Raw genomic sequence first — 23297 nt, forward strand, 5'->3', positions numbered from 1 at the left:
GACCCACGTGAGTCATTCAAGAGTCATTAAGGAATCGGGCATGCGCGTTCAGGAGGATCGATGAGCACGGTTTTGGCCATTGATGAGGATTCCCTACGCAGGGCGCGGGATATCGTTCAGCATGGCGGTGTGGTGGTCGTTCCCACCGACACCGTGTACGGAATAGCCTGCGACCCCTTCAACGAATCGGCGGTGGAACGGATCTACGAGGTGAAGCGCAGGCCTCGATCCAAGGCGCTTCAGGTTCTTCTCTCGTCGACTTCCGAACTGGCGTCTCTGGGACTGACGCTTCCCCATCCGGTCGACGTCCTTGCGCGGCGCCTTCTTCCCGGGCCGCTGTCGCCCATCGCCGTGGCCACAGGCGACAGCTTGCTCGTCACGCTGCGCAGGGAGCCCGATGGATCCTTCTCCCAGGCCATCCGCATACCGGATTCCGACGTCTCGTTGGACGTCCTCCGTGCGACGGGCCCTCTGGCGGCGTCGAGCGCGAACCGTTCGGGAGGCCGAAGCCCGCAGAGCGTCGCCGAGGCGGTGATGGATCTGGGGGATGACGTGGATCTGTATCTTGACGGCGGGCCGACGTCCAGCCATGTCGCCAGCACGGTCGTCGCAGCCGACCCGTGTTCCGAGGACGGCATCACGGTCGTGCGCGAGGGCGTCATCCCGGCGGCCATCATTCGACGTCTTCTCCATGCGGACGACGAAGGCGCCGTCGAGTGAGGGTCTACGTCTTCCTTGCCGCCATCGCGGGCGCCGTCACGTGGATGACGACGCCCCTGATCCGTCATCTCGCCATCCGCCTGGGTGCCGTGGGGGAGGTCAGGGCCCGTGACGTGCATACGGTCCCCACCCCGCGCATGGGTGGATTGGGGATGCTTCTGGGCTTCGTCGCGGCCGTGCTCGTGGCTCAGGGGATACCGTTCACGAGGGGTCTCGTCAGCGAGGGGCGTCAGGCGTGGGTGGTGGCCGTCGGCGGCGTCATGATCTGTCTTCTGGGCATCGCCGATGATCTGTGGGATCTCGACTGGATGCTCAAGCTCGCAGGCCAGCTGCTGATATCGGTCTATGTCTCCTGGGGAGGGCTCCAGATCATCTCCCTGCCCCTGGGTTCGTTGGTCACGGCCTCTCCCAGCGTCTCCATGGCCATCACCGCGTTCCTTCTCGTCGCCTCCATCAACGCCGTCAACTTCGTCGACGGGCTTGACGGTCTGGCGGCGGGAATCGTGGCGATAGGCGGGATAGCCTTCGGCGCGTATTCCTACATCCTGTCGCGGTCCTCGCCCAGCTACGCCTCGCTGGCCACTCTGATCGACGTCGCCATGGTGGGCGTCTGCGTGGGGTTCCTCCTGCACAACTGGCATCCGGCCAAGCTGTTCATGGGGGATTCGGGATCGATGCTTCTGGGGTATCTCATCACCTGCGCGTCCATCGTCCTCACTGGCCATATCGACCCGGCGTCCGTCCACAGCAGCATCTATCTTCCCGTCTTCATGCCCATCCTCCTGCCGATTCTGGTGTTGTTCCTTCCTGTGCTTGACATGTGCCTGGCCATAGTGCGTCGCGTCAGCAAGGGACAGTCGCCCATGCATCCCGACCGCATGCACCTGCATCATCGGATGCTGCGCATAGGGCATTCCGTGCAGGGAGCCGTTCTGATCCTGTGGGGATGGGCCGCCCTGATCGCGTTCGGATCCATCACCATTCTGGTGGTTCCCGCCATGTACGTGCTCGTTGGGATGTTCGTCGCCGCGGCCGTGCTGACCGTGGCGACGATGCTTCCCTACCTGCGTCACCGTGTGCCCGAGATCCGCGCGGAGAACGCGGCCATGCACGCCAACGGCCAGCACATATCAGGGCATCGACACGCTGAGGGAACGCCGGCAGGCCATCATGATGCCGGGGACGATGCGTCGGGCTCGGCGGGGAGCGGGCGGCGGTAAGCCGTCAGCGAGTGTCGCACGTCACCACACGCTCATATAGTGGGCCTATGGCTACAAATCCTGATATTGATGCGCAATCGTCGTATACCCCAGTGCCGCCCATTTTCGCCAAGCTCGGACTGGCATATGACGATGTCCTTCTTCTCCCGAACGAGACGGATGTCATCCCCTCCGAAGTCGACACCACCACGCGGCTGACCCGCGACATCACCATGAAGGTTCCCGCGATCTCCGCCGCCATGGACACGGTAACCGAGTCGGATATGGCCATTGCCATGGCCCGCAATGGCGGCATCGGTGTTCTTCATCGCAACCTCTCCATCGACGATCAGGCCGCGCAGGTCGACATCGTCAAGCGCAGCGAGTCCGGGATGATCACCGACCCGCTGACGGTCAATCCGGATGTCAGCCTCGCGGATCTTGACAAGCTCTGCGGCCGTTTCCACATTTCGGGTCTTCCCGTCGTCGACAAGGAGAACCGCCTTGTGGGCATCATCACGAACCGCGATATGCGCTTCATCGCATCCGAGGACTACGAGCGGCTCAAGGTGTCCGATGTGATGACGAAGGAGGGACTGATTACCGGTCCGTCCAACATATCCCGTGAGGACGCCCATCGTCTTCTGGCGCAGCATAAAGTCGAGAAGCTGCCTCTGGTCGATGATCTCGGGCATCTGACCGGGCTGATCACCGTCAAGGATTTCGTGAAGACCGAGCAGTATCCCGACGCCACCAAGGACGGGCAGGGCCGTCTGCGCGTGGCCGCCGGGGTGGGCTTCCTGGGCGATGCGTGGCAGCGCGCCTCGGCCCTTATGGAGGCCGGCGTGGACGTGCTCGTCGTCGACACCGCCAACGGCGAGGCCCGTCTCGCCCTTGACATGATTCGACGCCTCAAGTCCGATTCCGCGTTCTCCGATGTGCAGATCATCGGAGGCAACGTCGCGACGCGTCAAGGCGCTCAGGCGATGATCGACGCCGGTGTCGACGCCGTCAAGATCGGCGTCGGGCCGGGCTCGATATGCACCACCCGCGTCGTGGCGGGTGTGGGCGTTCCGCAGCTCACCGCCGTGTATGACGCGGCGCAGGCGTGCAGGGCGGCGGGCGTCCCCTGCATCGCGGACGGAGGAATCCACTATTCGGGCGATATCGCGAAGGCCATCGTGGCCGGCGCCGACTCCGTCATGCTGGGTGGGGTGCTCGCGGGATGCGAGGAGGCCCCGGGCGAGAAGGTGCTTCTCCATGGCAAGCAGTACAAGCTCTATCGAGGAATGGGCTCGTTGGGAGCGATGGCGCCACGGGGCAAGAAGTCCTACTCCAAGGATCGCTATTTCCAGGCCGACGTCACCAGCAACGACAAGGTCGTTCCCGAGGGCGTGGAGGGCGAGGTTCCCTATCGCGGCCCGCTCAATGCCGTCCTGTATCAGCTGATCGGCGGACTGCATCAGTCGATGTTCTACGTGGGGGCGCACACCGTTCCGGAAATCAAGGAACGTGGACGCTTCATCAGGATCACGGACGCCGGCCTGCGCGAATCCCATCCGCATGACATCGTCATGACGGCCGAGGCGCCCAATTACACGGGCTTCCATAACTGACCGGTATGAGCCCGATATCCGAATAACCGATCGGCGGATCGGTCCGATGCCGCGTCCCCGACGCCCCCAGACGTCATGGAGACGCGGTATCCTTGCATGTTTGCTGTTCACAAGGAAAGGCGGCAGGGATGGCGCAGGAACACGAGGACCCCACGTTCACGTCCGAGGAGTCGAGACTGATCTGGATCGACTGCGAGATGACGGGACTCGACATCTTTCATGATGAGCTGTGTGAGGTCTCGGTGGTGCCGACGGATTTCACCCTCAAGGTTCTGGACAAGGGCATCGATCTGGTCATCAGGCCGTCCGACGTGGCGGTCGCTCATATGAACGACTTCGTGCGCGACATGCACACCTCGTCCGGACTGGTCGACGAGTGGAACCGTTCGGGACTGTCGCTGGATGAGGCGCAGAGGCGGGTCGTCGACTATGTGTCCCGTTTCCTGCCTCTCCACGGCAAGGCCCATCTGGCGGGGAACTCGGTCGGATCGGACAAGAAGTTCCTCGACAGGTACATGCCTGACCTCATGTCGCGCCTCCACTACCGCGTCATCGACGTGAGCACGCTCAAGGAGCTGTCGCGACGCTGGTATCCGGATGTCTACAGGAACAAGCCCGCCAAGCACGGCGGCCATCGCGCGCTCGCCGACATCATCGAGTCGATCGACGAGCTGCGCTATTACCGTGACATGATGTTCGTCCCGCAGCCCGGTCCGGATGCGGGGACGTCGCGTCGTGGCGCCGAGGCCGTCGAATCCACCAGCCTTCTGCGTGATTACGAGCGTGGGGGGAACCCGGTCGAGGACGCCGACCACCCCCAGAAGGCCGACTACTGATCGCAGGAACGAGCGGGGATCGCGGGAACGAGCGGGGACGAACCTTCGCGCCGCGTGATGGGCCGTGGAATCCACGCGGGCGAGGTCGAATTCGTCCCGACGGAATCCACGATGGAACCGAGGAGAACCGGAATGGCGCGTGATTGGGAATCGATACCGCGGGGATCCGCCGATCTTCGACTCGTCGTCACCGACATGGACGGCACGCTGCTGGATGCCGATGGCAGGGTTCCCGCGTCCTTCTGGCCCATGCTTCGAACGATGAGGGAGCGCGGCATCGTCGTCGTCCCCGCCAGCGGACGCCAGTACGCGACCCTGCTGGCCATGTTCGGCGACCGCAACCCCCACGGGGCCTATATCGCCGAGAACGGCAACCTCGTCGTCGCCGATGGACGGACGGTTTCGGTCACGGGAATGGACGCCGCGGATGTGGTCCGTATGGTCACGGCGGTCGACGACGCCTTCAGAAGCGGACTGCGTGACGTCGCCGCCGTGGTATGCCGTCCCGACTGCGCCTACGTGTCACGTGGAGAGCCGAAGGTTATCCGCGAAGCGTCACGGTACTATGCCCGGCTTGAGGTGGTTCCGGATCTGCGCAATGTGGACGGACCCGTCATTAAGGTGGCTGTGCTTGACTTCGACGATGCACAGGAGACCGCGGAAGGAATTCTTGGCGTGTTCGCCGGCTCGCATCAGGTGGTGGCGTCCGGCCGGCATTGGGTGGACGTCATGGACCATGGCGCCGATAAGCGCCGTGGCGTTATGGCGTTGCGTGACGCCATGGGGATCGGAGCGGAGCAGACCGCGGTGTTCGGCGACTATCTCAACGATCTGGAGATGCTGTCGGCTGGGTACTGGTCGTTCGCGATGGCCAACGCGCATGAGGACCTCGTTCGCGCCGCACGGTTCACGGCCCCCTCGAACGCCGACAATGGCGTGGTCCGCGTGCTTGGCCGTCTTCTGGGAGTGGACGTCGAACACTAGTCCGCGCTTGTCGTGCGAAGGAACGGAAGGAGCGTGTCCCATGAGGCAATCCGAGGCGCTGCGCATTCTCGAGGCGGGATGCCCGGTCTTTCTCACCGGTGCCCCGGGTTCAGGCAAAACCTATGTCCTCAACAGGTTCATCGATTCCGCCAGACAGGCCGGCGCCCACGTCGCGGTCACCGCGTCGACGGGAATCGCGGCCACGCATATCAACGGGCGGACCATCCACTCGTGGAGTGGGGTGGGCGTGGCGACGGAGCTCACGGATTCCCTGCTGAGAACGATACGGTCCCGTCGGCGTCGAAAGATACAGGAGGCCGATGTGCTCGTCATCGACGAGGTGTCGATGATGCACGCGTGGCTTTTCGACATGGTTGACCGCGTCTGCCGCGCGCTGCGGCATAGCTCGGATCCCTTCGGCGGCCTTCAGGTGGTCCTGTCCGGGGATTTCTTCCAGCTTCCTCCCGTCACGCGGGCTCACGGGAACGTCCACGATCCCGCGCGCGACCCGGAATACGCGCGGTACGCCGAGGAGGGAAGGGATCCCGAGGGGTTCATCACCGAATCGCTGGTGTGGGACGAGCTTTCCCCAGTGGTGTGCTATCTCGATGAGCAGCATCGTCAGGATGATGGGCGGCTTCTGGGCGTCCTCACCGACATCCGACGTGGACTCGTGGATGACGACGACCGCATGGCGCTCGGCCGGCGCGTGGGGATGGCGCCCGACGAGGGTGTGACGTCCGTGCATCTTTTCCCGATGAACAGTCAGGCCGATTCCCTGAACGCTCTGCGCCTGTCTCAGATAGAGGCGGGGGAGCATGGGTTCGACGCGCGGAAGACGGGACCGGCGGATCTCGTGCGCCAGCTCACCCGGAACATGCTCGCGCCCGAGCATCTGTCCCTGAAGACGGGCGCCGCGGTGATGGCGTTGCGCAACGACGCCGATGGCCAGTACGTCAACGGCTCCATCGGGACGGTGACGGGATTCGCCTCGACGGGAGACGGCGGCTGGCCCGTCGTGCGGTTCGACAACGGCAGAACCTGCACCATGCGTCCGGTGGCGTGGGAGATGATGGACGGGGAGAGCGTTCTGGCTTCGGTCAGTCAGGTGCCTCTGCGCTGCGCCTGGGCGATCACCATCCACAAATCGCAGGGGATGACTCTGGATCTGGCCGTGATGGATCTGCGTCGGGCCTTCGCGCCGGGGATGGGGTATGTCGCGCTGTCGCGCGTGGAATCGATGTCGGGGCTGTTCCTTGAGGGGATATCCGAACGGGCCTTCGTCGTGTCGCCCATGGCCGTGGATCTTGACGGCGAGCTGCGGGAGCGATCGATGTCCGCCGTCCGAACGCTGGATGAGAAGGGCGCCGATGCGCTGGCCCGCCGGTCCGGGATCGCGACGGCCGAGGAGTTCTCCCAAAGCGAGTTGTTCTGAGGTCTTCTGCGGGCGTGATCCGTGGACGCGTTGCCGTCACGGGCGTCGTCCCGCGAGCGTTGCCGTCGCAGGCGGATGACGATGTCTCCGCGCCGCGGACGTCATCGGGCGGATGTCGTCAGGCGGATGTCCTCTCGCGAGCATAATTTGGAACGCATGAGCTCCACAGCACTTCGCATGTCCACACTGTTCCTTCGCACCCTCCGTGAGGATCCCGCGGACGCGGACGTGGATTCCGCGCGTCTTCTGCAGCGCGCCGGGTACATCCGCAAGGCCGCTCCGGGAATCTGGACATGGCTTCCTCTGGGACTTCGCGTCCTGAACAGGATAGAGTCCGTCATCCGCGAGGAGATCAACGGCATCGGCGCACAGGAGGTCCACTTCCCGGCGCTGCTTCCACGCGCCCCCTATGAGGCCACCCACCGGTGGGAGGAGTACGGCGAGAACCTGTTCCGGCTCAAGGACCGCCATCATGCCGACTATCTTCTTGCCCCCACGCATGAGGAGATGTTCACGCTTCTCGTGAAGGACATGTACTCGTCCTACAAGGATCTTCCCGTGACCCTCTATCAGATCCAGACGAAGTACCGTGACGAGTTCCGTCCGAGGGCCGGGCTGATCCGGGGACGCGAGTTCATCATGAAGGACGCCTACTCCTTCGACATCGACGAGGAGGGTCTGCGCAGGGCGTACGTCGACGAGCGCGGTGCCTACGAGCGCATCTTCCGGAGGCTGGGAGTCGACTATGTGATCGTGCATGCCATGTCCGGACCCATGGGAGGATCGGCGTCCGAGGAGTTTCTGGCGCCCCTGGCCATCGGTGAGGACACCTTCGCGCAGTCGCCGTCGGGCAAGGCCTGGAACGTCGAGGCGTTGACCACGCCTCCCACGGCCGATGTCGACTTCTCCGACACGGCGCCCATGAGGCCTCTGCCCACTCCGGGGAGCGCGACCATCGACTCGCTGGTGGAGAAGGCGAACTCCTCCCATCCCCGCGAGGACGGACGGCTGTGGCAGGCGAGCGACATCCTCAAGAACGTGGTCATCGCCGTCAAGCATCCTGAGGACGCCGACCACGACCATCCATGGCGCGAGATCGTCGTCGTCGGCGTGCCAGGGGATCGGCAGGTGGATCTCAAGCGTCTTGAGGCGCAGCTCGCTCCCAGCGAGATTGAGGAGGCCACCGAGAAGGATCTCGCGGATCATCCCGAGCTCGTCAAGGGCTATATCGGACCGGGTGTCCTGGGGCCGCAGGCACGGGCGAAGGAGTCGATCGACGCTCCCGTGAGGTATCTCATGGATGCGCATGTGGCGCGGGGCTCCGAGTGGGTCACGGGCGGTGATGATGAGGGCCTGCATGTCATCCATGCCGTGTACGGCCGTGATTTCGAGGCCGATGACGTTGTCGAGGCCGTCGAGCTGCGGCAGGGCGATATGAGCCCGGATGGCTCCGGACCGTTGCGCTTCCAACGTGGTGTCGAGATAGGCCAGGTGTTCCAGCTGGGGTTGAAGTACTCCGATGCGTTGGGTCTGAAGGTTCTGGACTCCAACGGCAAGGCCGTCCCCGTGTGGATGGGATGCTACGGCATCGGCGTCTCCCGTGTTCTGGCATGCATAGCCGAGTCCCACCATGACGACAGGGGTCTCGCGTGGCCGGCGGCGATAGCCCCGGCGCAGGTGCATGTGATCGCGACGGGCAAGGATGATGTCGCTTTCGATGCGGCCGAAACGCTGGTCGGACGGCTGGAGAGCCTCGGAATCAACGTGCTGTTCGATGACCGGCGCAAGGTCTCCCCGGGCGTGAAGTTCAAGGACGCGGAACTGATCGGCGTGCCGCTGGTCGCCGTCGTGGGACGCGACACGGTCAACAATGGAACCATCGAGGTCCGTGACCGTACGGGGAGGGATTCCGTCGCCGTTCGTGCTGATGACGCCGCGGATGAGCTTGTCCGGAGATGGAACGAGCTGACCGAAGGCTGACGCGAAGCGGGGTATGCCCGTCCGGGGTATGCCCGTCTTGCTGTCCGACCATAACAGGGGTCGTTTCCCGGTGTTCCCGGGTGACGGCCCCTTCGTTTTCGACCATCATGTACGGTTCGACCACCATGTATCGTTCATCCGTGCATTCCGTCGCCACCGCATCCGTATCGTTCTCCCGGATGCGCATCGTTCGACCACATTGATGTGTCGCCGCGCGGAGCGGGGTGGCTTCCGGCGAGAATGGTCACACCGCGCGTGTTATGCAGACGGTGGACGTCGCGGCCCTCGCATGTTGCAGCCACACCGAGCGAGGGCCACGACGTGCGTCAGAATCGTGGCACGCGGGGACCACGTATGGGAGTCGATGCCTCTTTCCGTTCTCGTTGCCGGACGGACAAGGGGCTCGCCGGATCAAGGAGAGGTCATGACGCAGCAGGGAACGGTGATCATCACCGGTTTTGTGGGATCCGAACCGAGTTCGTTCGGGAGGGAAGGGGGAGCAATGGCGTGCTCGTTCCGATTGGGATGTACAGGAAGGTTCTTCGACGCCAGACAGGGGGAATGGAAGGACAGGCCTACGGTCTGGGTGACGGTGAAGGCGTTCCGTGGACTCGCGGCCAATATCCTGATGAGCGTCCATAAGGGGGATCCCGTGATGGTGGTGGGATCGTTGGGGATGGAGGAATGGACGAAGGATGGGGCGAAGCGCAACTCGCTTGTCGTGCAGGCCACGGACGTGGGACATGATCTGACGCGGGGGACCAGCGTTTTCACGAAGACGCCGACAGGATCCCCCGCGGACGACCCCCGCGTGCAGGATGGCGGGGATCGGCATGCACGCGGGGGTGAGCCGGATCCGGTGGATGCTGGGATCGATGACGGATACTCCGTCGGAGGCATGTGATGTCGGCTCAGCCCTGCGTGGCGCACGATTTCGAGGATCGTGCGCCACGGCGTCCTACCAGATGCGCACCCGTGACCCAGGGTCCATCCACATGCCGTCCCCGGGATGGACGCCGAAGGACTTGTGGAAGAGGTCCACGTTGCGGACGATGCCATTGGTCCGGAATTCGGCTGGGGAATGAGGATCGATCTGCAGATACTGCTCCGCCAGCTCGTCGCGCTGTTTGGTGCGCCAGATCGAGGCATAGCTGAGGAAGAATCTCTGCGCGCCGGTGAACCCGTCGAGAACGGGAGCGCCGGCGAGAGAATCCTCGATGGCCTGGGGCGAGGGATCATGCGGTCTGGCGGTCGCATCGTCCACGGCGAAGGCGTAGGCCGTCAGAGCGATGGACACGCCGCACAGGTCGCCGATGTTCTCTCCGATGGTCAGGGCGCCATTGACGTGTGGCATGGAATCCGGATCGTGGGCGTATCTCTCGCGCAGCTGCTGAGGGATATAGGAGTCGTACTGCGCGATCAGCGATCGGGTGCGTTCCTCGAACCGCGCCCGATCCTCGTCCGTCCACCAGTTGTTCAGTCGCCCATCTCCGTCGTACTGGCTGCCCTGATCGTCGAACCCATGGCCGATCTCATGTCCGATAACCGTTCCGATGCCGCCATAATTCGCCGCATCGTCGGCGTGAGGGTCGAAGAAAGGAGGCTGTAGAATCGCCGCGGGGAACACGATGACGTTCATGGTCGGCTCATAGTAGGCGTTGACCGTCTGCGGGTTCATCAGCCACTCATCACGGTCGACCGGTCGTCCGGCCTTCGCGAGCTGATAGGCCGACTCGTACAGTGACGCGGCTCGCATGTTGGCGATCAGTCCCGCATCGGCTCGGACGTCCAGGGCCCCGTAGTCGCGCCAATGGGTCGTGCAGCCGATTTTGGGGACGAACTTGGACAGCTTCTCAAGCGCCTTCGTCTTCGTCTCATCCCCAAGCCAGTCGCTGCCGCTGATCGCCACACGATAGGCCTCGATGAGATTGGCGACCAGCGTCGTCATGCGGGCGCGCGATTCCTCCGGGAAATGCCGGGAGACATACTCGCGTCCGACATCCTCCCCGCACACTCCGTTGACCAGCGAGACGGCCCGCTTCCATCGAGCCCTCTGCTCCCTGGCTCCTGAAAGGGTCCTGCCGAAGAAGTCGAAATTGGTGGAGTCGAATTCCGAGGACAGCATGGACGCCCAGCCCATGATCGTGTGGACGCGTGCCCACAGCTTGAGTTCATCAAGCGTGGAATCCCTCCAGAAACGGTCCAGTCCCGTTATGAAGCTGGGCTCATGGACGATGGTTCTGGACAGGGCGGAGAGCATCGACACCGGTTGGTGCGCGGCGGCGGATGTGGAATCATACGACCGCTGCCACTCGTTCGCCCACCGTGCGATGTCATAATGGGCCAGCGTCGAGCGGAGATCGGCGAAATCCGTCGGATTGTATGTTTTCTGCGAGTCCCGTGTGGAGACGTTGTCCCAATGGTATGAGGCCAGACGGGTTTCGACCCTGAGGAAAAGCCCGGCCTGGTCGTCGGCGTCGTCGTATCCGGCGTGCCGAAGCTGGTCGGAGACCATCCGGACATAGGCGTCGCGGATCGGCTCGTACCGGCCTTCGCGATAGTACGCCTCATCGGGAAGACCGAGCCCTCCCTGCTCGATGTGGACGATGTTGGTGTCGGGGTCGCCGGGGTCGCCATAGACGCCGATGTTCATCAGATCGGGGCCGCCCTGAGGCGCCAGCGTTCCCAGAACGTCCGTGAGGGAACCCTTGTCGGGCGCCGCGTCGATGGCGTCCAGATCGGCTTTGATCGGCGAGATCCCCGCCTTCTCCACGGCCCGGGTGTCGCAGAAGGAACGGTATAGTGCCTGGGATCTGACGGCCGTGCACTCCTCGTCCTCGAGTATGGCCTTGACGTCGTTCTCCGCCTGCTCGGCCAGACGGTCGAAGGAGCCGTATCGGGAACGGTCATCGGGAAGCCGGTAGGTGTCTATCCATGGGCCATTGACATAGCGGAACAAATCGTCGCGAGGGGTGGTGACCGCCGAGAAGGAGGACGGATCCACACCCGAAACCTCAGGTGTCGTCATGGTTTCACCCTATCCACATCCGTGATGGAAGACAAACGGGGAGACGGACGAAGGGGTCGCCGCCGCGGGGAGAGGCTTCGTGGGGAACTTCCGAGGCGAGAACTCCGAAGGAGATCTCCGTGGGGAGCCTCGGCGAGGGAATGCTCCGGGAATGCTCCGCATCATAGTGCGTTCGCGCAACGTCGGAGGAATGCGCAACGCCGGAGGAATGACTAGCATGGGGGATGACACTGACGGCGTGGCGCCGTCTCCGTGCGACCGGGCCGGCGCGATTCCGCGGCGATGGCCAGGGGCGGTCGTCCGAGAGTCCTGAGAATGAAGGAGAGCAGTTCCCATGACATCGACATCACAGAACCACGTGCCCGAGGATGACCAGCGCAACGGCGGGGAATTCGGTCCTGCGGCCGGCGCGAACCCCTTCCGCCTCGTTGAGGAGATGCTGCCGCAGAAGGCCAAAAGCGCCGTGCGCACGGGATATGGGATTCTCGGCGTGGCCGCCGTCCTTCTGGGAGGTGCGCTGCTGTTCTGGCCAAGCCGAACTCTGTCCGTGGCTGCGATCCTTATCGGAATCTACTTCGTCGTCTCGGGCGTCATCCGCGTCGTCAGCGCCATCGTGGAGCTTGGCCTTCCCGCCGGATGGCGTGTTCTCGACATCCTTGTGGGTGTTCTGCTGTCCATCGGCGGCGTGGTGATGATGAAGAACACGACGCTGTCCGCCGCGACGCTTGCCGTTCTCGTGACCATGACGATCGGCATCGGCTGGATCATGGAGGGCGTCGTGGCCCTGATGGAGTCCTGGCATGTCCCGAACTCCGGCTGGGCCGTGGCCTACGCCGTGCTCTCGGTCATCGCCGGAATCGTCGTGCTTGTCTTCCCGCTCTCCGCGACGGCCATGATGCTCATCTTCGCCGCCGTTGCGCTGCTGGTCACGGGAATCACCGCCATCGTCCGTGCCTTCACCTTCGGCAAGACGAGGACAAAGGACTGAGGCCGCCGAGGCTGTCGGGACCGCCGGGGCTGGCTGGGGGTCGTCGGGGCGGTCGGGACCATCTCGCGGACATGGCCGTGCTCTTGTTGGCATGGGGCATTAGGGTGAAGCCATGATCGAACTGAAGACGCCCTCGGAGATCGAGGCCATGAAACCAGCGGGAAGGTTTGTCGGATCTATTCTCACGGAACTGCGCAAGAGGACCACCGTGGGAACCAATCTTCTGGAGATCGACGACTTCGTCAAGCAGCGTGTGCTGAGCCGTCAGGGAGCCGAATCCTGCTATGTCGACTACGCTCCGGATTTCGGGACCGGACCATTCGCGCATTACATATGCATCTCAGTCAATGATGCGGTGCTTCACGGCGTTCCCTATGACTACGACCTCAGGGATGGCGATCTGGTCAGCCTTGATCTTGCCATCAGCGTCAACGGCTGGGTCGGCGATTCGGCCATCAGCTTCGTCGTGGGACGGGACAAGGATCCCGAAGATCTTCGGCTCATCGCCTGCACCGAGGAGGCCCTCGCCGCCGGGATCGCCCAGGCCCGGCCCGGTAATCGCCTGGGTGACGTGTCGGCCGCCATCGGCGATGTGGCACGGTCTCAGGGCTACACGGTGAACCTGGATTTCGGGGGCCATGGCGTGGGACATATCATGCATGGCGATCCCCATGTCGCCAACGACGGCCGCGCCCACCACGGATACCGGCTGCGTCCGGGACTGGTGATCGCCATCGAGCCGTGGTTCATGGCCACAACCGATGAGATATATCAGGATCCCAAGGATGGATGGACGTTGCGGTCCTCGGATGGATCCCGCGGGGCCCATAGCGAGCACACCATCGCGATCACGGAGAATGGGCCGGTTATTCTCACCGCGCGCGACGGGGACTGATCCGCGCCTGGTCGTCATGCTTCCTGCGTGTCCGGGAACCGGACCACACATGTATCGCATTGACGCGTATCGCATTGAAAGGAGACCAAGCCGATGACTCTGGCGGAATTCGATGTCGACGACAACAGGTTCACGCTGCCCGTCGTCAAGGCGACCGAGGGTCCCGACGGCATCGTGGTGTCCAAGCTGCGCAATGACGGATGGGTCACGCTGGATCCCGGTTTCCTTACCACGGCCCAGTGTGAGTCGAAGATCACGTTCATCGATGGGAGCCGCTCCATCCTGCGCTATCGCGGGTACCCCATCGAGCAGCTGTGCGCCCATTCCGATTTCCTTGAGGTCGCGTGGCTGCTCCGTCATGGGGAGCTGCCGACCAGGGACCAGTACGATCGGTTCTGCTCCGACATCAACCATCGGACGATGGTGGGAGAGGATTTCCGCACCTTCATGGGTTCCTTCCCGCGCACCGCCCATCCCATGAGCATGATGGCCTCGGCGGTCAACGCGCTGGCCACGTTCTATCCCGACACCACCGACGTGTCGGATTCCGACCAGTTGGAGGAGTCCGCCACCATCATCATGGCCAAGGCCCGCACCATCGTGAGCTATATCTTCCGCCGGCGTCGCGATGAGCCCATGCTCTTCCCGGACTATTCCCGCGGGTACGTCGACGATTTCCTTCGCATGTGCTTCGCCGTTCCGTATGAGCCGTTCGATTCCGATCCCCTGTACGTGCATGCCCTCGGCCGCCTGCTGATCATTCACGCCGATCATGAGCAGAACTGCTCGACGTCGGTGGTGCGGATAGCCGGAAGCGCCCATGCCAACCTGTATTCGGCCATCGCCGCCGGGATCAACGCCCTGTCGGGCCCGTTGCATGGCGGCGCCAACGAGGCCGTTCTTCGTCAGCTGAAGGCCATCAGGGACTCCGGGAAAAGCGTTCGCGAATTCGTGGAGTGGTCCAAGGCCAACGGCAGGAGGATCTCGGGTCTGGGCCACCGGGTCTATAAATCCTATGATCCGAGGGCCGCCATCGCCAAGCAGTATCTGGAGAAGATCATGGCCAGAACGGACACGGCGCGTCTTCCCGCCGATGAAAGGGCGCTTTTCGACGTGGCCACCGAGCTGGAATCCCTGGCCATGAACGATGACTATTTCATCTCGCGGCATCTCTATCCGAACGTGGATTTCTACACGGGGCTTATCTACCGTGCCATCGGCTTCGATCCGGCCATGTTTACCACTCTGTTCGCGTTGGGAAGGATACCGGGGTGGATAGCGCAGTATCGGGAGATGCTCTCCGATCCCAACACCAAGATCGGACGCCCCCGTCAGGTCTACACGGGCGAAGGTGAACGCGCGTACGTTTCCATGGAGGAGAGGGGCTGAGGCCGGCTCCCCAGAGGGCGGACCGTCATCGGGACGGCGGCCTCGGCTGAGACGTCGGGGTCTCAGCCGGGATGTCGGTCTTAGCTGGGATGTCGGTTCATCGGGACGCCGACTCGTCAGTTGTTGTGCAGCTTCGCGTTGAGCTCGATTCCCACTGCGCGGTGGCGGGCCTCAATCGTTCCCGTCACCGAGTTGCGGATGAACAGGATGTTGTTTTTGCCGCTGAGCTCCGCCGCCTTCGTCACGATTAGCGGCTCGCCCGCGGCCAGTCTGGCCTTGTCATGGATCGTGACCTTCGTGCCGGCGGTTATGTACAGCCCCGCCTCGACGACGCAGTTGTCTCCGAGGGATATGCCGATGCCCGAGTTGGCTCCGAGAAGACTGTGCTCTCCGATCGCGTTGCGCAGGCGCCCGCCTCCCGACAGCGTGCCCATGATGGAGGCTCCTCCGCCGATGTCCGAACCGTCCCCGACGACGACGCCCTGCGAGACGCGTCCCTCGACCATCGACACCCCGAGCGTCCCCGCGTTGAAATTGACGAATCCGGCATGCATCACGGTGGTGCCGGGCGAGAGATAGGCGCCCAGCCTCACTCTGTCCGCGTCGCCGATCCGCACTCCCGTGGGAACGACGTAATCGACCATGCGGGGAAACTTGTCGACGCCGAGAACGGTTACCGTCGTCGTGACGGCATGGGACGCGTCTCGTGCGGACTCCTCCATCACGGCGAGCCTGCGTTGCGCGAATCCCTCCACGGGGAAGGGGCCGTGGTCGGTCCACACGACCGTGGCGAGTGCCGAGAAGATGCCGTCGAGGTTCAGGGTGTTGGGTTTGACCAGCCGCGTGCTCAGAAGATGCAGACGCAGATACGCGTCGGCAGCGTCCGCTACGGGGGAGTCGCAGTCGATGGAGGTGAAGACGGGAACCCGCCGCACCCCGCGGGCGTCCGGATCGGACGTCGCCAACGATCCGAAACCATGATCCGGACGGGAGCCCTTGTCGGGTGCCGTGCCCAGATGGGGATCGGGGTACCATGCGTCCAAAGTCGTTCCGTTGTCGTCGACCGAGGCCAGTCCCCAGCCCCAGGCGTGAGTGAGTGTGCCGTCTGCCATGTCTATGGATTCCTTTCCGTCAGTGGGCTTCAACCGTGGCGAATCCCGGGAGGCCTCGCCGCACGCCCAGCGTGACCAACTGTACAGCCGGGACCGGCGTCTTCGGCGGATGAGTTCCACGATCATGCGTACAATGGCCGGCATGAGCGATGCCAGGGATGATAGACGCCGTCGTGCGCGCCGGCGCCAGATCGTTGCACGCGTCGTGTGCGTGGTCGTCGTGGCCGCCATGTTCATGGCCTTGGTGCTTCCCGCAATATACTCCGGGCTTTGACGGCGCATCCGGCATGGCACGCTGGCGGACGGCGGCCATGGGATGGATGGGATGCGGGGATTCCTGCGCGGCGGAGTTCCCGGCATGGCGGAGTTCCCGGCATGATTGTGCGGACCTTGAACAGAGAGCCGGATGGGTATCCGGCATGGGCGACGACGGAATATGGTGGTGACAATGGCAGAGTTTGATTATGCGCAGGCGCTGGCGCAGATCGATGAGAAAAGCGCGATGATGTCCAAGGCGCTGAACGTGGACGAGCTTCGGCGCAGCATCGCGGAGCTGGAGAGGCAGGCCTCCGAGCCGGGACTGTGGGATGACACTGAACGGGCGCAGGGGATCACGACGCGTCTGTCGGCCGCGCAGTCGCAGCTGCGGCGTTTGGAGGATCTGTCCCGACGCATCGAGGACGTCCATGCCCTCGTCGAGCTTGGGCGGGAGGAATCCGATCAGGAGTCCCTGGAGGAGGCTCAGGACGAGATCCGATCCATCCATGCCGATCTTGCGGATCTCGAGGTTCAGACGCTTCTTGATGGCGAGTATGACGCGCGTTCGGCGGTCGTCACGTTGAGATCCGGTGCCGGCGGGGTGGACGCCGCGGACTTCACTCAGATGCTTCTGCGCATGTACCTTCGCTGGGCTGAACGGCACGGTTACAGGACGACGGTCATGGACACCTCCTACGCCGAGGAGGCGGGAATCAAATCGGCGACGTTCCGCGTCGACGCACCCTATGCGTACGGCCGCATGTCGGTGGAGGGAGGCACCCATCGCCTCGTCCGCATCTCACCGTTCGACAATCAGGGTAGGCGTCAGACCAGCTTCGCCGCGGTGGAGGTGGTCCCCCTCGTCGAGGCCACCGATCACATCGACGTTCCGGACTCCGATATCCGCGTGGATACCTACTGCTCGTCGGGGCCTGGAGGACAGGGCGTCAACACCACGTACTCCGCGGTGAGGATCACCCACCTGCCCACGGGAATCGTCGTGACCATGCAGGACGAACGCAGCCAGATCCAGAACCGCGCGGCGGCCATGGCGGTGCTCCAGTCCAGGCTTCTCGTCCTTCGCCATGAGGAGGAGGCCCGGAAGAAGAAGGAGCTTGCGGGGGACATCAAGGCCAGCTGGGGCGACCAGATGCGCTCGTATGTCCTGCACCCGTATCAGATGGTCAAGGATCTTCGTACCGGGTACGAGACGTCGCAGACCCAGGCCGTATTCGATGGGGACATCGATGCCTTCATCGAGGCGGGGATCCGGTGGCGGCATGAGCAGCGCAAGGCCGAGCAGGCCGAGGCGGGGTCCCCGGACGGCGTTTCCAGGAAGTAGATCCCACGGGAAGGATGACGCGAATGGCACTGATCACCTTGGACAAGGTGTCGAAGGTCTACCCCCGGGGCGCACGCCCCGCTCTGGACGGGATCACCCTGCACATCGACCGTGGTGATTTCGTCTTCCTTGTGGGATCCTCGGGATCCGGAAAGACGACGTTGCTCAGTCTTCTTCTCCGGGAGGAGGAGGCGACGGACGGCGATATCCATGTGGCGGGGAACGATCTGCGACGCCTTTCCAACAGGCAGATTCCCCGATACCGTCGTTCCCTGGGATTCGTGTTCCAGGATTACAAGCTTCTCAACAACAAGACCGTGTGGCAGAACGTCGCGTTCGCCCTCGAGGTCATCGGCGAGAGCCGATCGACCATACGCGCGATGGTTCCCAAGGTCCTTGCAACCGTGGGACTGACGGGCAAGGAAGGCAACTATCCGCATGAGCTCTCCGGAGGCGAGGCCCAGAGAGTCGCCATCGCCCGCGCGTACGTGAACCATCCTCAGATACTTCTGGCGGACGAGCCGACCGGAAACCTCGACCCCACCACGTCACTGGGCATCATGGAGGTCCTCGACTCCATCAACCGTCAGGGGACCACCGTCGTGATGGCCACCCACAACGAGGAGATCGTCAACTCGATGCGTCGTCGCGTCGTGGAGCTTCACGAGGGCGTCATCGTGCGTGACGAGGCTCAGGCTCCTACGACTCCTCGCTGTACTACGAGAACAAGGCCGTATCCGCCGCCCGTCCGACCTCCCCGACAGCCGTGACGGTCGACGGTCAGGACGACGGCATCGCCCGGCTGGCGACGTCGCTGCATTCAGGGCGCGTGGGACGCTATGGCGAGGCCTTCCAATCGGCGGAGACCACGATGACGTGGGGCAAGGGCATCGACATGTCGGACATGGGCGATTCCGGCTCTGATGATCATGCCGACGAGGGGGAGCATCCCGGCGGCGGCGACGCCACGTCGGTTCCGGCTCCTCCCGCTCCTCCGCATGTCCCGGATCCCGCCGCTCCTCCCGCTCCTCCCGCTCCTTCATCACCGGTCGCCGCCGATTCCTCGGGATCCGGCTCCGGGCGGTTCGATGACGGTACCGTGGATCCCGACAGTGCCGTGGATCCCGTCAGTGTCGTCGACCACAGGGATGACGCCGAGCACAGGGATGGGACCGATCACGGGAATCGCGACGATCACGGGGATGGCGCCGGCGCCACGGGCGGTCCCCATGGCGACGGCCCGGATGACGAGAAGGGAGACAGGCGATGAGACCACGATTCGTCGTGTCGGAGATCTGGACGAGCTTCACCCGCAACATACCGATGATCCTTTCGGTCACTTTGGTGACGTTCATCTCCTTTCTGTTCATCGGAGCCTCGGGACTTCTTCAGCTGCAGATCGTGAAGGCCAAGGGCGATTGGTACGACAAAGTCGAGGTCGTGGTCTGGCTGTGCCCCGACGGCACCAGCCAATCGGCGAACTGCGACGGAAGCGCGGCGACGGCGTCGCAGATCACCGATCTGCAGAAGGCCATTCGCGATGAGCTGTCGGACGACGTCGCGAAGACCACGTTCATGAGCAAGGAGGAGTTCTACAAGAACTCCTTCCTCAAGCAGTATCCGAACGGCGAGTTCCAGGGCAGGACGCTGACCGCGAACGACATGCAGGACTCCTTGTGGCTCAAGCTCAAGAATCCGGAGCGGTACAAGGTCGTCTCCGAGGTTCTGTCCGGCCGGGAGGGGGTCGAGGAGGTGAGCGATCAGCGCCAGATCTTCGAGCCGGTGTTCACGGCCCTCAACAAGGCCACCGTCGTGACCATCACGCTCGCCGCGGTCATGGTTCTGGTGGCGGTGATGCTCACGGGAACCACCATCCGCATGTCGGCCGCGTCACGGCGGCAGGAGACCGAGATCATGCGGCTGGTGGGAGCATCGAACTGGACGATCAGGCTGCCGTTCATCCTGGAGGGGGCCATCGCGTCCATCGCCGGTTCCGTGCTGTCATGCGTGGCGCTGGCGTTGGTGGTGAAGGTGTTCATAACCGATTGGCTGGTGAAGAACATCTCGTGGATGCCCTTCATCGATCAGACGACCGTATGGACCATCGCTCCCGTTCTCGTCATCGGTGCCGCGGTCCTGTCGACGCTCTCATCGTCCATCGCTCTCCGCCGATATCTGAGAGCCTGACCCGCCGACGGTATCGTCGCCGGTTTCCTGGCACGCTCTTTTCGCGCATGCGTCCAGGGGAGAGCTTCTGCCGGATCCCCGGTTTTCACCCACGTCGGACGCCCGAGTTCGCCTGCTATGGTGGTTAGCACGTGACGCACCCTATGGAAAGGAACCCATTCGATGTTGATGAAGGGAAAGTCCGTATCCGCCCTTGTCGCCGCGGGAACGCTGTGCCTGGGACTGGTCGTGGTTCCCCTGACGCCGGCCGTCCAATCCGCCCACGCCATCACCTATAGCGATCTGGCGAACGCCCGGAGCAGCAAGGCCAGCAGCGCCGCTCGGGAGGCTCAGCTGCGCGAGCAGTTGTCGGGGGTGAAATCCGATCTGGCCGATCAGATCGTCGAGCTGGACGACATCACGAACAACCAGATTCCCGCCGCCCAGAAGAAGGTGACCGCCGCCAACGAGGCCGCCGCCGCCGCGCAGTCCGAGGCGGACGCCGCCGCGCAGCGTCTCGCCGCCGCCCGGAAGGATGCCGAGTCCCTCCAGAAGAGCATCGCCCAGACCGGTGTGGATTACGACGACGCCAAGGCGGCCGTCGCCCAGATGGCGCGTCAGGATATGCACGGCTCCGACGCCTCGGACGTGATGAGCATCGTGACGGGTTCCACAAGCACCACTGAGTTCATCAGCTCCATGCAGTCCAAGGACGCGTTGTCCCGCAACGAGTCGAACGCCGCCAATGATGCGGCCAGCACGTTGAGCACCTCCATGAACCGCGCGCAGCGTCTCGCCGCGATCGAGAAGCGCGTCGCGGAGCTGAAGGCCACCGCGGACAGCAAGGCCGAGTCGGCCAAAACCGCGGCCAGCGAGGCGTCCAGTGAGCGAAGCAAACTCGATAAGCTGCGGCAGCAGGGCGAAGAGGCCCGTGACCGGCTGCAGTCACAGCAGAGCCAGATCAGCAGCGCCGTCGCCGCGCAGGCCGCGAAAACCGTGATGCTTGAGTCCCAGCTGGACTCCTACAACCGTCAGTATGCGGCGCAGCAGGCCGCGGCGGCCGCCCAGGTCGATAACGGGAGGCAGGGGTCGACGGACAGTGGCTCGTCCAACGGTGGTTCGTCGGGTGGCGGTTCGTCCAACGGTGGTTCGTCGGGTGGCGGTTCGTCCAACGGTGGTTCGTCCGGTGGCGGCTCATCAAGTGGCGGCTCGTCCTCCGATCAAGGCGCATCCAATGGCGACGTCGGCAATGCCTATCCATGGGGACAATGCACCTATTGGGCATATGTGCATCGCCACGAGATGGGGATCTCAACGCCCTCCTATCTCGGCAATGGCGGAGAATGGTGGGCGAACGCCTCGAAGTACGGTCTGCGCGCCGACCACACGCCGCAGGTGGGTGCGGCCATATCGTTCCTTCCCGGGCAGCTCGGCGCGGATGGCACCTACGGGCATGTCGCCGTCGTGGAGAGCGTGTCGGGGAGCACGATCACGATCTCCGAGATGAACGCCAAAGGTCTGGGCGTCGTCAGCTACAGGACCGTGTACAACGCCTCCCAGTACTGGTACGTGCACTAGAGCCGGGACGGTCGGATGCGCACGGGGCGCACGGAGCATATCAGAAGAACGGAGTATATGAGGAGAGAGGAAACATGGCGAAGGAGAAGGGGACGACGCTGATCGTCCAGAACCGCAAGGCCCGGCATGACTACGATATTCTCGAACGCTTCGAGGCGGGGGTGTCCCTGACCGGCACCGAGGTGAAGTCCCTGCGCGAAGGGCGCGCCTCGCTGGCGGAGTCATTCGTGTCCATAGACCGACGTGGCGAGGTGTGGCTGGAAGGCGCGAACATACCGGAATACCTCAACGGGACGTGGACCAACCACGCGCCCCGGCGCAAAAGGAAGCTGCTCCTCCATGCCGCGCAGATCGCCAAGCTCTCCCGGCAGGTCGAGGCCAAGGGCGTCACCATCGTCCCGCTGAGCCTGTATTTCAAGGACGGTCTGGTCAAGGCGGAGATCGCAGTGGCGCGGGGCCGTCGCGAATACGACAAAAGACAGGCGCTGCGCGAGCAGCAGGACAAGCGCGAGGCCCAGCGGGCCATGCGGTATCGGAATCTCTCGGCGTGACGACCTGCGTGACGGAGTGAGCGACATGTGGCGTGATGGTGCGTGGAGCGCGTAACGGTGCGTGGCATGTGATGTGGCCTCCATCGTGGCGTCCACCGGCCTCCGTCGGCGTCCATCGAATGAGACCATGACGACTGGCGTCGGTTACGTGGTCGTAGCATGGGTCTTCTAGTGTCCCCCATGCATGGTCGGCGGGAGGCGGGAGTCCTGACATGGGCGTCGCGTCTCATCGTCCGATGGCACTGGATAAGAGAGAGGACCAATTATGACCTTCACACGAGTGACCACGGTGGCGGCGGCGATTATGAGCTCCGTTATGGTGGTGGCATTGGCGGCCTGCGGGACCACCGACACGCCGGATTCCTCGTCGTCCTCGACGACGACCACAGGATATGACGTCAGTTCGGTGGAGAAGGATGCCGACATCGCCGCGCTCCTGCCGCAGTCCGTTGCGGAGGACGGAAAACTCACGGTCGGCACCGACACTTCGTATGCCCCCGCCGAATTCCTTGCGGAGGACGGCAAGACGGCCGTTGGCTTCGACGTCGATCTGACGAAGGCGATCGCGGCCGTTTTCGGTCTCAAACCCGTGACGGTGTCGTCGACCTTCGACTCGATCCTTCCCTCCGTGGGCACGAAATACGATCTGGGCATATCCTCCTTCACCGTGACCAAGGACCGTCTCTCGGCCGTCGATTTCGTCACGTACTTCAACGCGGGATCGACCTACGTGGTCAAGAAGGGCAACCCCGACAAGGTGGACTCCGGCGACCTGTGCGGCGTCAAGGTGGCCGTGCAGACCGGGACCACGCAGGAGGAAGAATCCAACAAGGCCAGTGCGGATTGCAAGAAGGCCGGGAAATCCGCCGTTGAGGTTCAGTCCTACAAGATGCAGACCGACGTGACCACCGCCGTCGTGACGGGCAAGGCCGCGGTGTTCTACGCGGATTCCCCGGTGGCGGGATACGCGATCAAGCAGACCGATGACCAGCTCGAGTCCCTCGGCGACGAGACCGGCGTGGCCCCCGAGGCCGTGGCGGTGAAGAAGGGCGACGACGCCACCGCGCAGGCCGTGCAGAAGGCCGTCCAGAAGCTGATCGACGATGGTACCTACAAGAAGATCCTCGATACGTGGGGAGTGAGTTCAGGAGCGATCTCCACGTCCGAGATCAACCCGTCAGTGGAATAGCCGACAGCCTGCCGAGGTCGGACGGATGGAT

General features: G+C 63.6%; 19 protein-coding genes and 1 pseudogene. 18 read left to right on the plus strand and 2 right to left on the minus strand.

Annotated elements, in window-relative coordinates; all coding sequences use genetic code 11:
• Nucleotides 1-60 precede the first annotated feature (60 nt).
• From BMIN_RS05065 to BMIN_RS08730, 8 genes are all read left to right on the plus strand, one after another.
• On the plus strand, nucleotides 61-720 hold the full coding sequence (locus BMIN_RS05065) for an L-threonylcarbamoyladenylate synthase (protein ID WP_022861580.1): 660 nt from the start codon (nucleotides 61-63) through the stop codon (nucleotides 718-720).
• Nucleotides 717-1940, plus strand: a complete 1224-nt coding sequence (locus BMIN_RS05070; protein ID WP_022861579.1) for an MraY family glycosyltransferase — start codon at nucleotides 717-719, stop codon at nucleotides 1938-1940. Before BMIN_RS05065 ends, BMIN_RS05070 begins: the two co-directional genes overlap by 4 nt.
• 47 nt (nucleotides 1941-1987) lie before the next feature.
• Nucleotides 1988-3535, plus strand: a complete 1548-nt coding sequence (guaB, locus tag BMIN_RS05075; protein WP_022861578.1) for an IMP dehydrogenase — start codon at nucleotides 1988-1990, stop codon at nucleotides 3533-3535.
• Between the two features lie 128 nt (nucleotides 3536-3663).
• Nucleotides 3664-4371 (plus strand): oligoribonuclease, encoded by a 708-nt coding sequence (gene orn, locus BMIN_RS05080; protein ID WP_022861577.1) that lies wholly within the window; start codon nucleotides 3664-3666, stop codon nucleotides 4369-4371.
• Between the two features lie 132 nt (nucleotides 4372-4503).
• Nucleotides 4504-5355 carry a Cof-type HAD-IIB family hydrolase gene (locus BMIN_RS05085; RefSeq protein ID WP_026647566.1) on the plus strand — a complete coding sequence of 284 codons (852 nt, stop codon included), beginning with the start codon at nucleotides 4504-4506 and terminating at the stop codon, nucleotides 5353-5355.
• A gap of 40 nt (nucleotides 5356-5395) precedes the next feature.
• Nucleotides 5396-6790, plus strand: a complete 1395-nt coding sequence (locus BMIN_RS05090; RefSeq protein ID WP_022861575.1) for a PIF1 family DEAD/DEAH box helicase — start codon at nucleotides 5396-5398, stop codon at nucleotides 6788-6790.
• A 156-nt stretch (nucleotides 6791-6946) separates the two neighbouring features.
• A complete protein-coding gene (locus BMIN_RS05095) occupies nucleotides 6947-8770 on the plus strand; it encodes a proline--tRNA ligase (RefSeq protein WP_026647565.1) in 1824 nt (607 codons plus the stop codon).
• A 424-nt stretch (nucleotides 8771-9194) separates the two neighbouring features.
• Entirely contained in the window at nucleotides 9195-9674 is a 480-nt protein-coding gene (locus tag BMIN_RS08730; protein WP_022861573.1) for a single-stranded DNA-binding protein, read from the plus strand.
• A 54-nt stretch (nucleotides 9675-9728) separates the two neighbouring features.
• On the opposite strand, the gene BMIN_RS05105 is transcribed toward BMIN_RS08730, so the two are convergent.
• Nucleotides 9729-11798, minus strand: a complete 2070-nt coding sequence (locus BMIN_RS05105; protein WP_022861572.1) for a M13 family metallopeptidase — start codon at nucleotides 11796-11798, stop codon at nucleotides 9729-9731.
• Nucleotides 11799-12132: 334 nt separating this feature from the next.
• Between BMIN_RS05105 and BMIN_RS05115 the strand changes: the two genes are divergently transcribed.
• From BMIN_RS05115 to BMIN_RS05125, 3 genes are all read left to right on the plus strand, one after another.
• The gene (locus tag BMIN_RS05115; RefSeq protein ID WP_022861571.1) at nucleotides 12133-12786 is read left to right on the plus strand and encodes an HdeD family acid-resistance protein; all 654 of its coding nucleotides are present in this window, start codon (nucleotides 12133-12135) and stop codon (nucleotides 12784-12786) included.
• A gap of 112 nt (nucleotides 12787-12898) precedes the next feature.
• Nucleotides 12899-13681 carry a type I methionyl aminopeptidase gene (map, locus tag BMIN_RS05120; protein WP_022861570.1) on the plus strand — a complete coding sequence of 261 codons (783 nt, stop codon included), beginning with the start codon at nucleotides 12899-12901 and terminating at the stop codon, nucleotides 13679-13681.
• 93 nt (nucleotides 13682-13774) lie between these two features.
• Nucleotides 13775-15070 (plus strand): citrate synthase, encoded by a 1296-nt coding sequence (locus tag BMIN_RS05125; RefSeq protein WP_022861569.1) that lies wholly within the window; start codon nucleotides 13775-13777, stop codon nucleotides 15068-15070.
• 116 nt (nucleotides 15071-15186) lie between these two features.
• Here BMIN_RS05125 and dapD read toward each other — a convergent pair whose 3' ends face one another.
• The gene (dapD, locus tag BMIN_RS05130) at nucleotides 15187-16182 is read right to left on the minus strand and encodes a 2,3,4,5-tetrahydropyridine-2,6-dicarboxylate N-succinyltransferase (protein WP_022861568.1); all 996 of its coding nucleotides are present in this window, start codon (nucleotides 16180-16182) and stop codon (nucleotides 15187-15189) included.
• 124 nt (nucleotides 16183-16306) lie between these two features.
• Here dapD and BMIN_RS08580 point away from each other — a divergent pair, with 124 nt between their 5' ends.
• The 7 genes and pseudogenes from BMIN_RS08580 (at nucleotide 16307) to BMIN_RS05165 (ending at nucleotide 23266) form a co-directional block, all read left to right on the plus strand.
• Entirely contained in the window at nucleotides 16307-16456 is a 150-nt protein-coding gene (locus BMIN_RS08580; protein WP_156097304.1) for a hypothetical protein, read from the plus strand.
• A 174-nt stretch (nucleotides 16457-16630) separates the two neighbouring features.
• Entirely contained in the window at nucleotides 16631-17782 is a 1152-nt protein-coding gene (gene prfB / locus BMIN_RS05140; RefSeq protein ID WP_026647563.1) for a peptide chain release factor 2, read from the plus strand.
• A gap of 23 nt (nucleotides 17783-17805) precedes the next feature.
• Nucleotides 17806-19052, plus strand: a pseudogene (gene ftsE / locus BMIN_RS05145) (cell division ATP-binding protein FtsE).
• Nucleotides 19049-19969 (plus strand): permease-like cell division protein FtsX, encoded by a 921-nt coding sequence (gene ftsX / locus BMIN_RS05150; RefSeq protein ID WP_022861565.1) that lies wholly within the window; start codon nucleotides 19049-19051, stop codon nucleotides 19967-19969. The pseudogene ftsE and the gene ftsX overlap by 4 nt, the downstream one beginning before the upstream one ends.
• Before the next feature lie 162 nt (nucleotides 19970-20131).
• Entirely contained in the window at nucleotides 20132-21526 is a 1395-nt protein-coding gene (locus BMIN_RS05155) for a CHAP domain-containing protein (protein WP_022861564.1), read from the plus strand.
• Between the two features lie 74 nt (nucleotides 21527-21600).
• A complete protein-coding gene (smpB, locus tag BMIN_RS05160) occupies nucleotides 21601-22077 on the plus strand; it encodes an SsrA-binding protein SmpB (protein ID WP_022861563.1) in 477 nt (158 codons plus the stop codon).
• A 265-nt stretch (nucleotides 22078-22342) separates the two neighbouring features.
• Complete coding sequence (locus tag BMIN_RS05165) at nucleotides 22343-23266, plus strand: ABC transporter substrate-binding protein (protein ID WP_022861562.1); 924 nt, start codon at nucleotides 22343-22345, stop codon at nucleotides 23264-23266.
• Nucleotides 23267-23297: the final 31 nt, after the last annotated feature.

Origin of the sequence: Bifidobacterium minimum (genome assembly GCF_000741645.1) — a bacterium.
GTDB lineage: Bacteria > Actinomycetota > Actinomycetes > Actinomycetales > Bifidobacteriaceae > Bifidobacterium > Bifidobacterium minimum.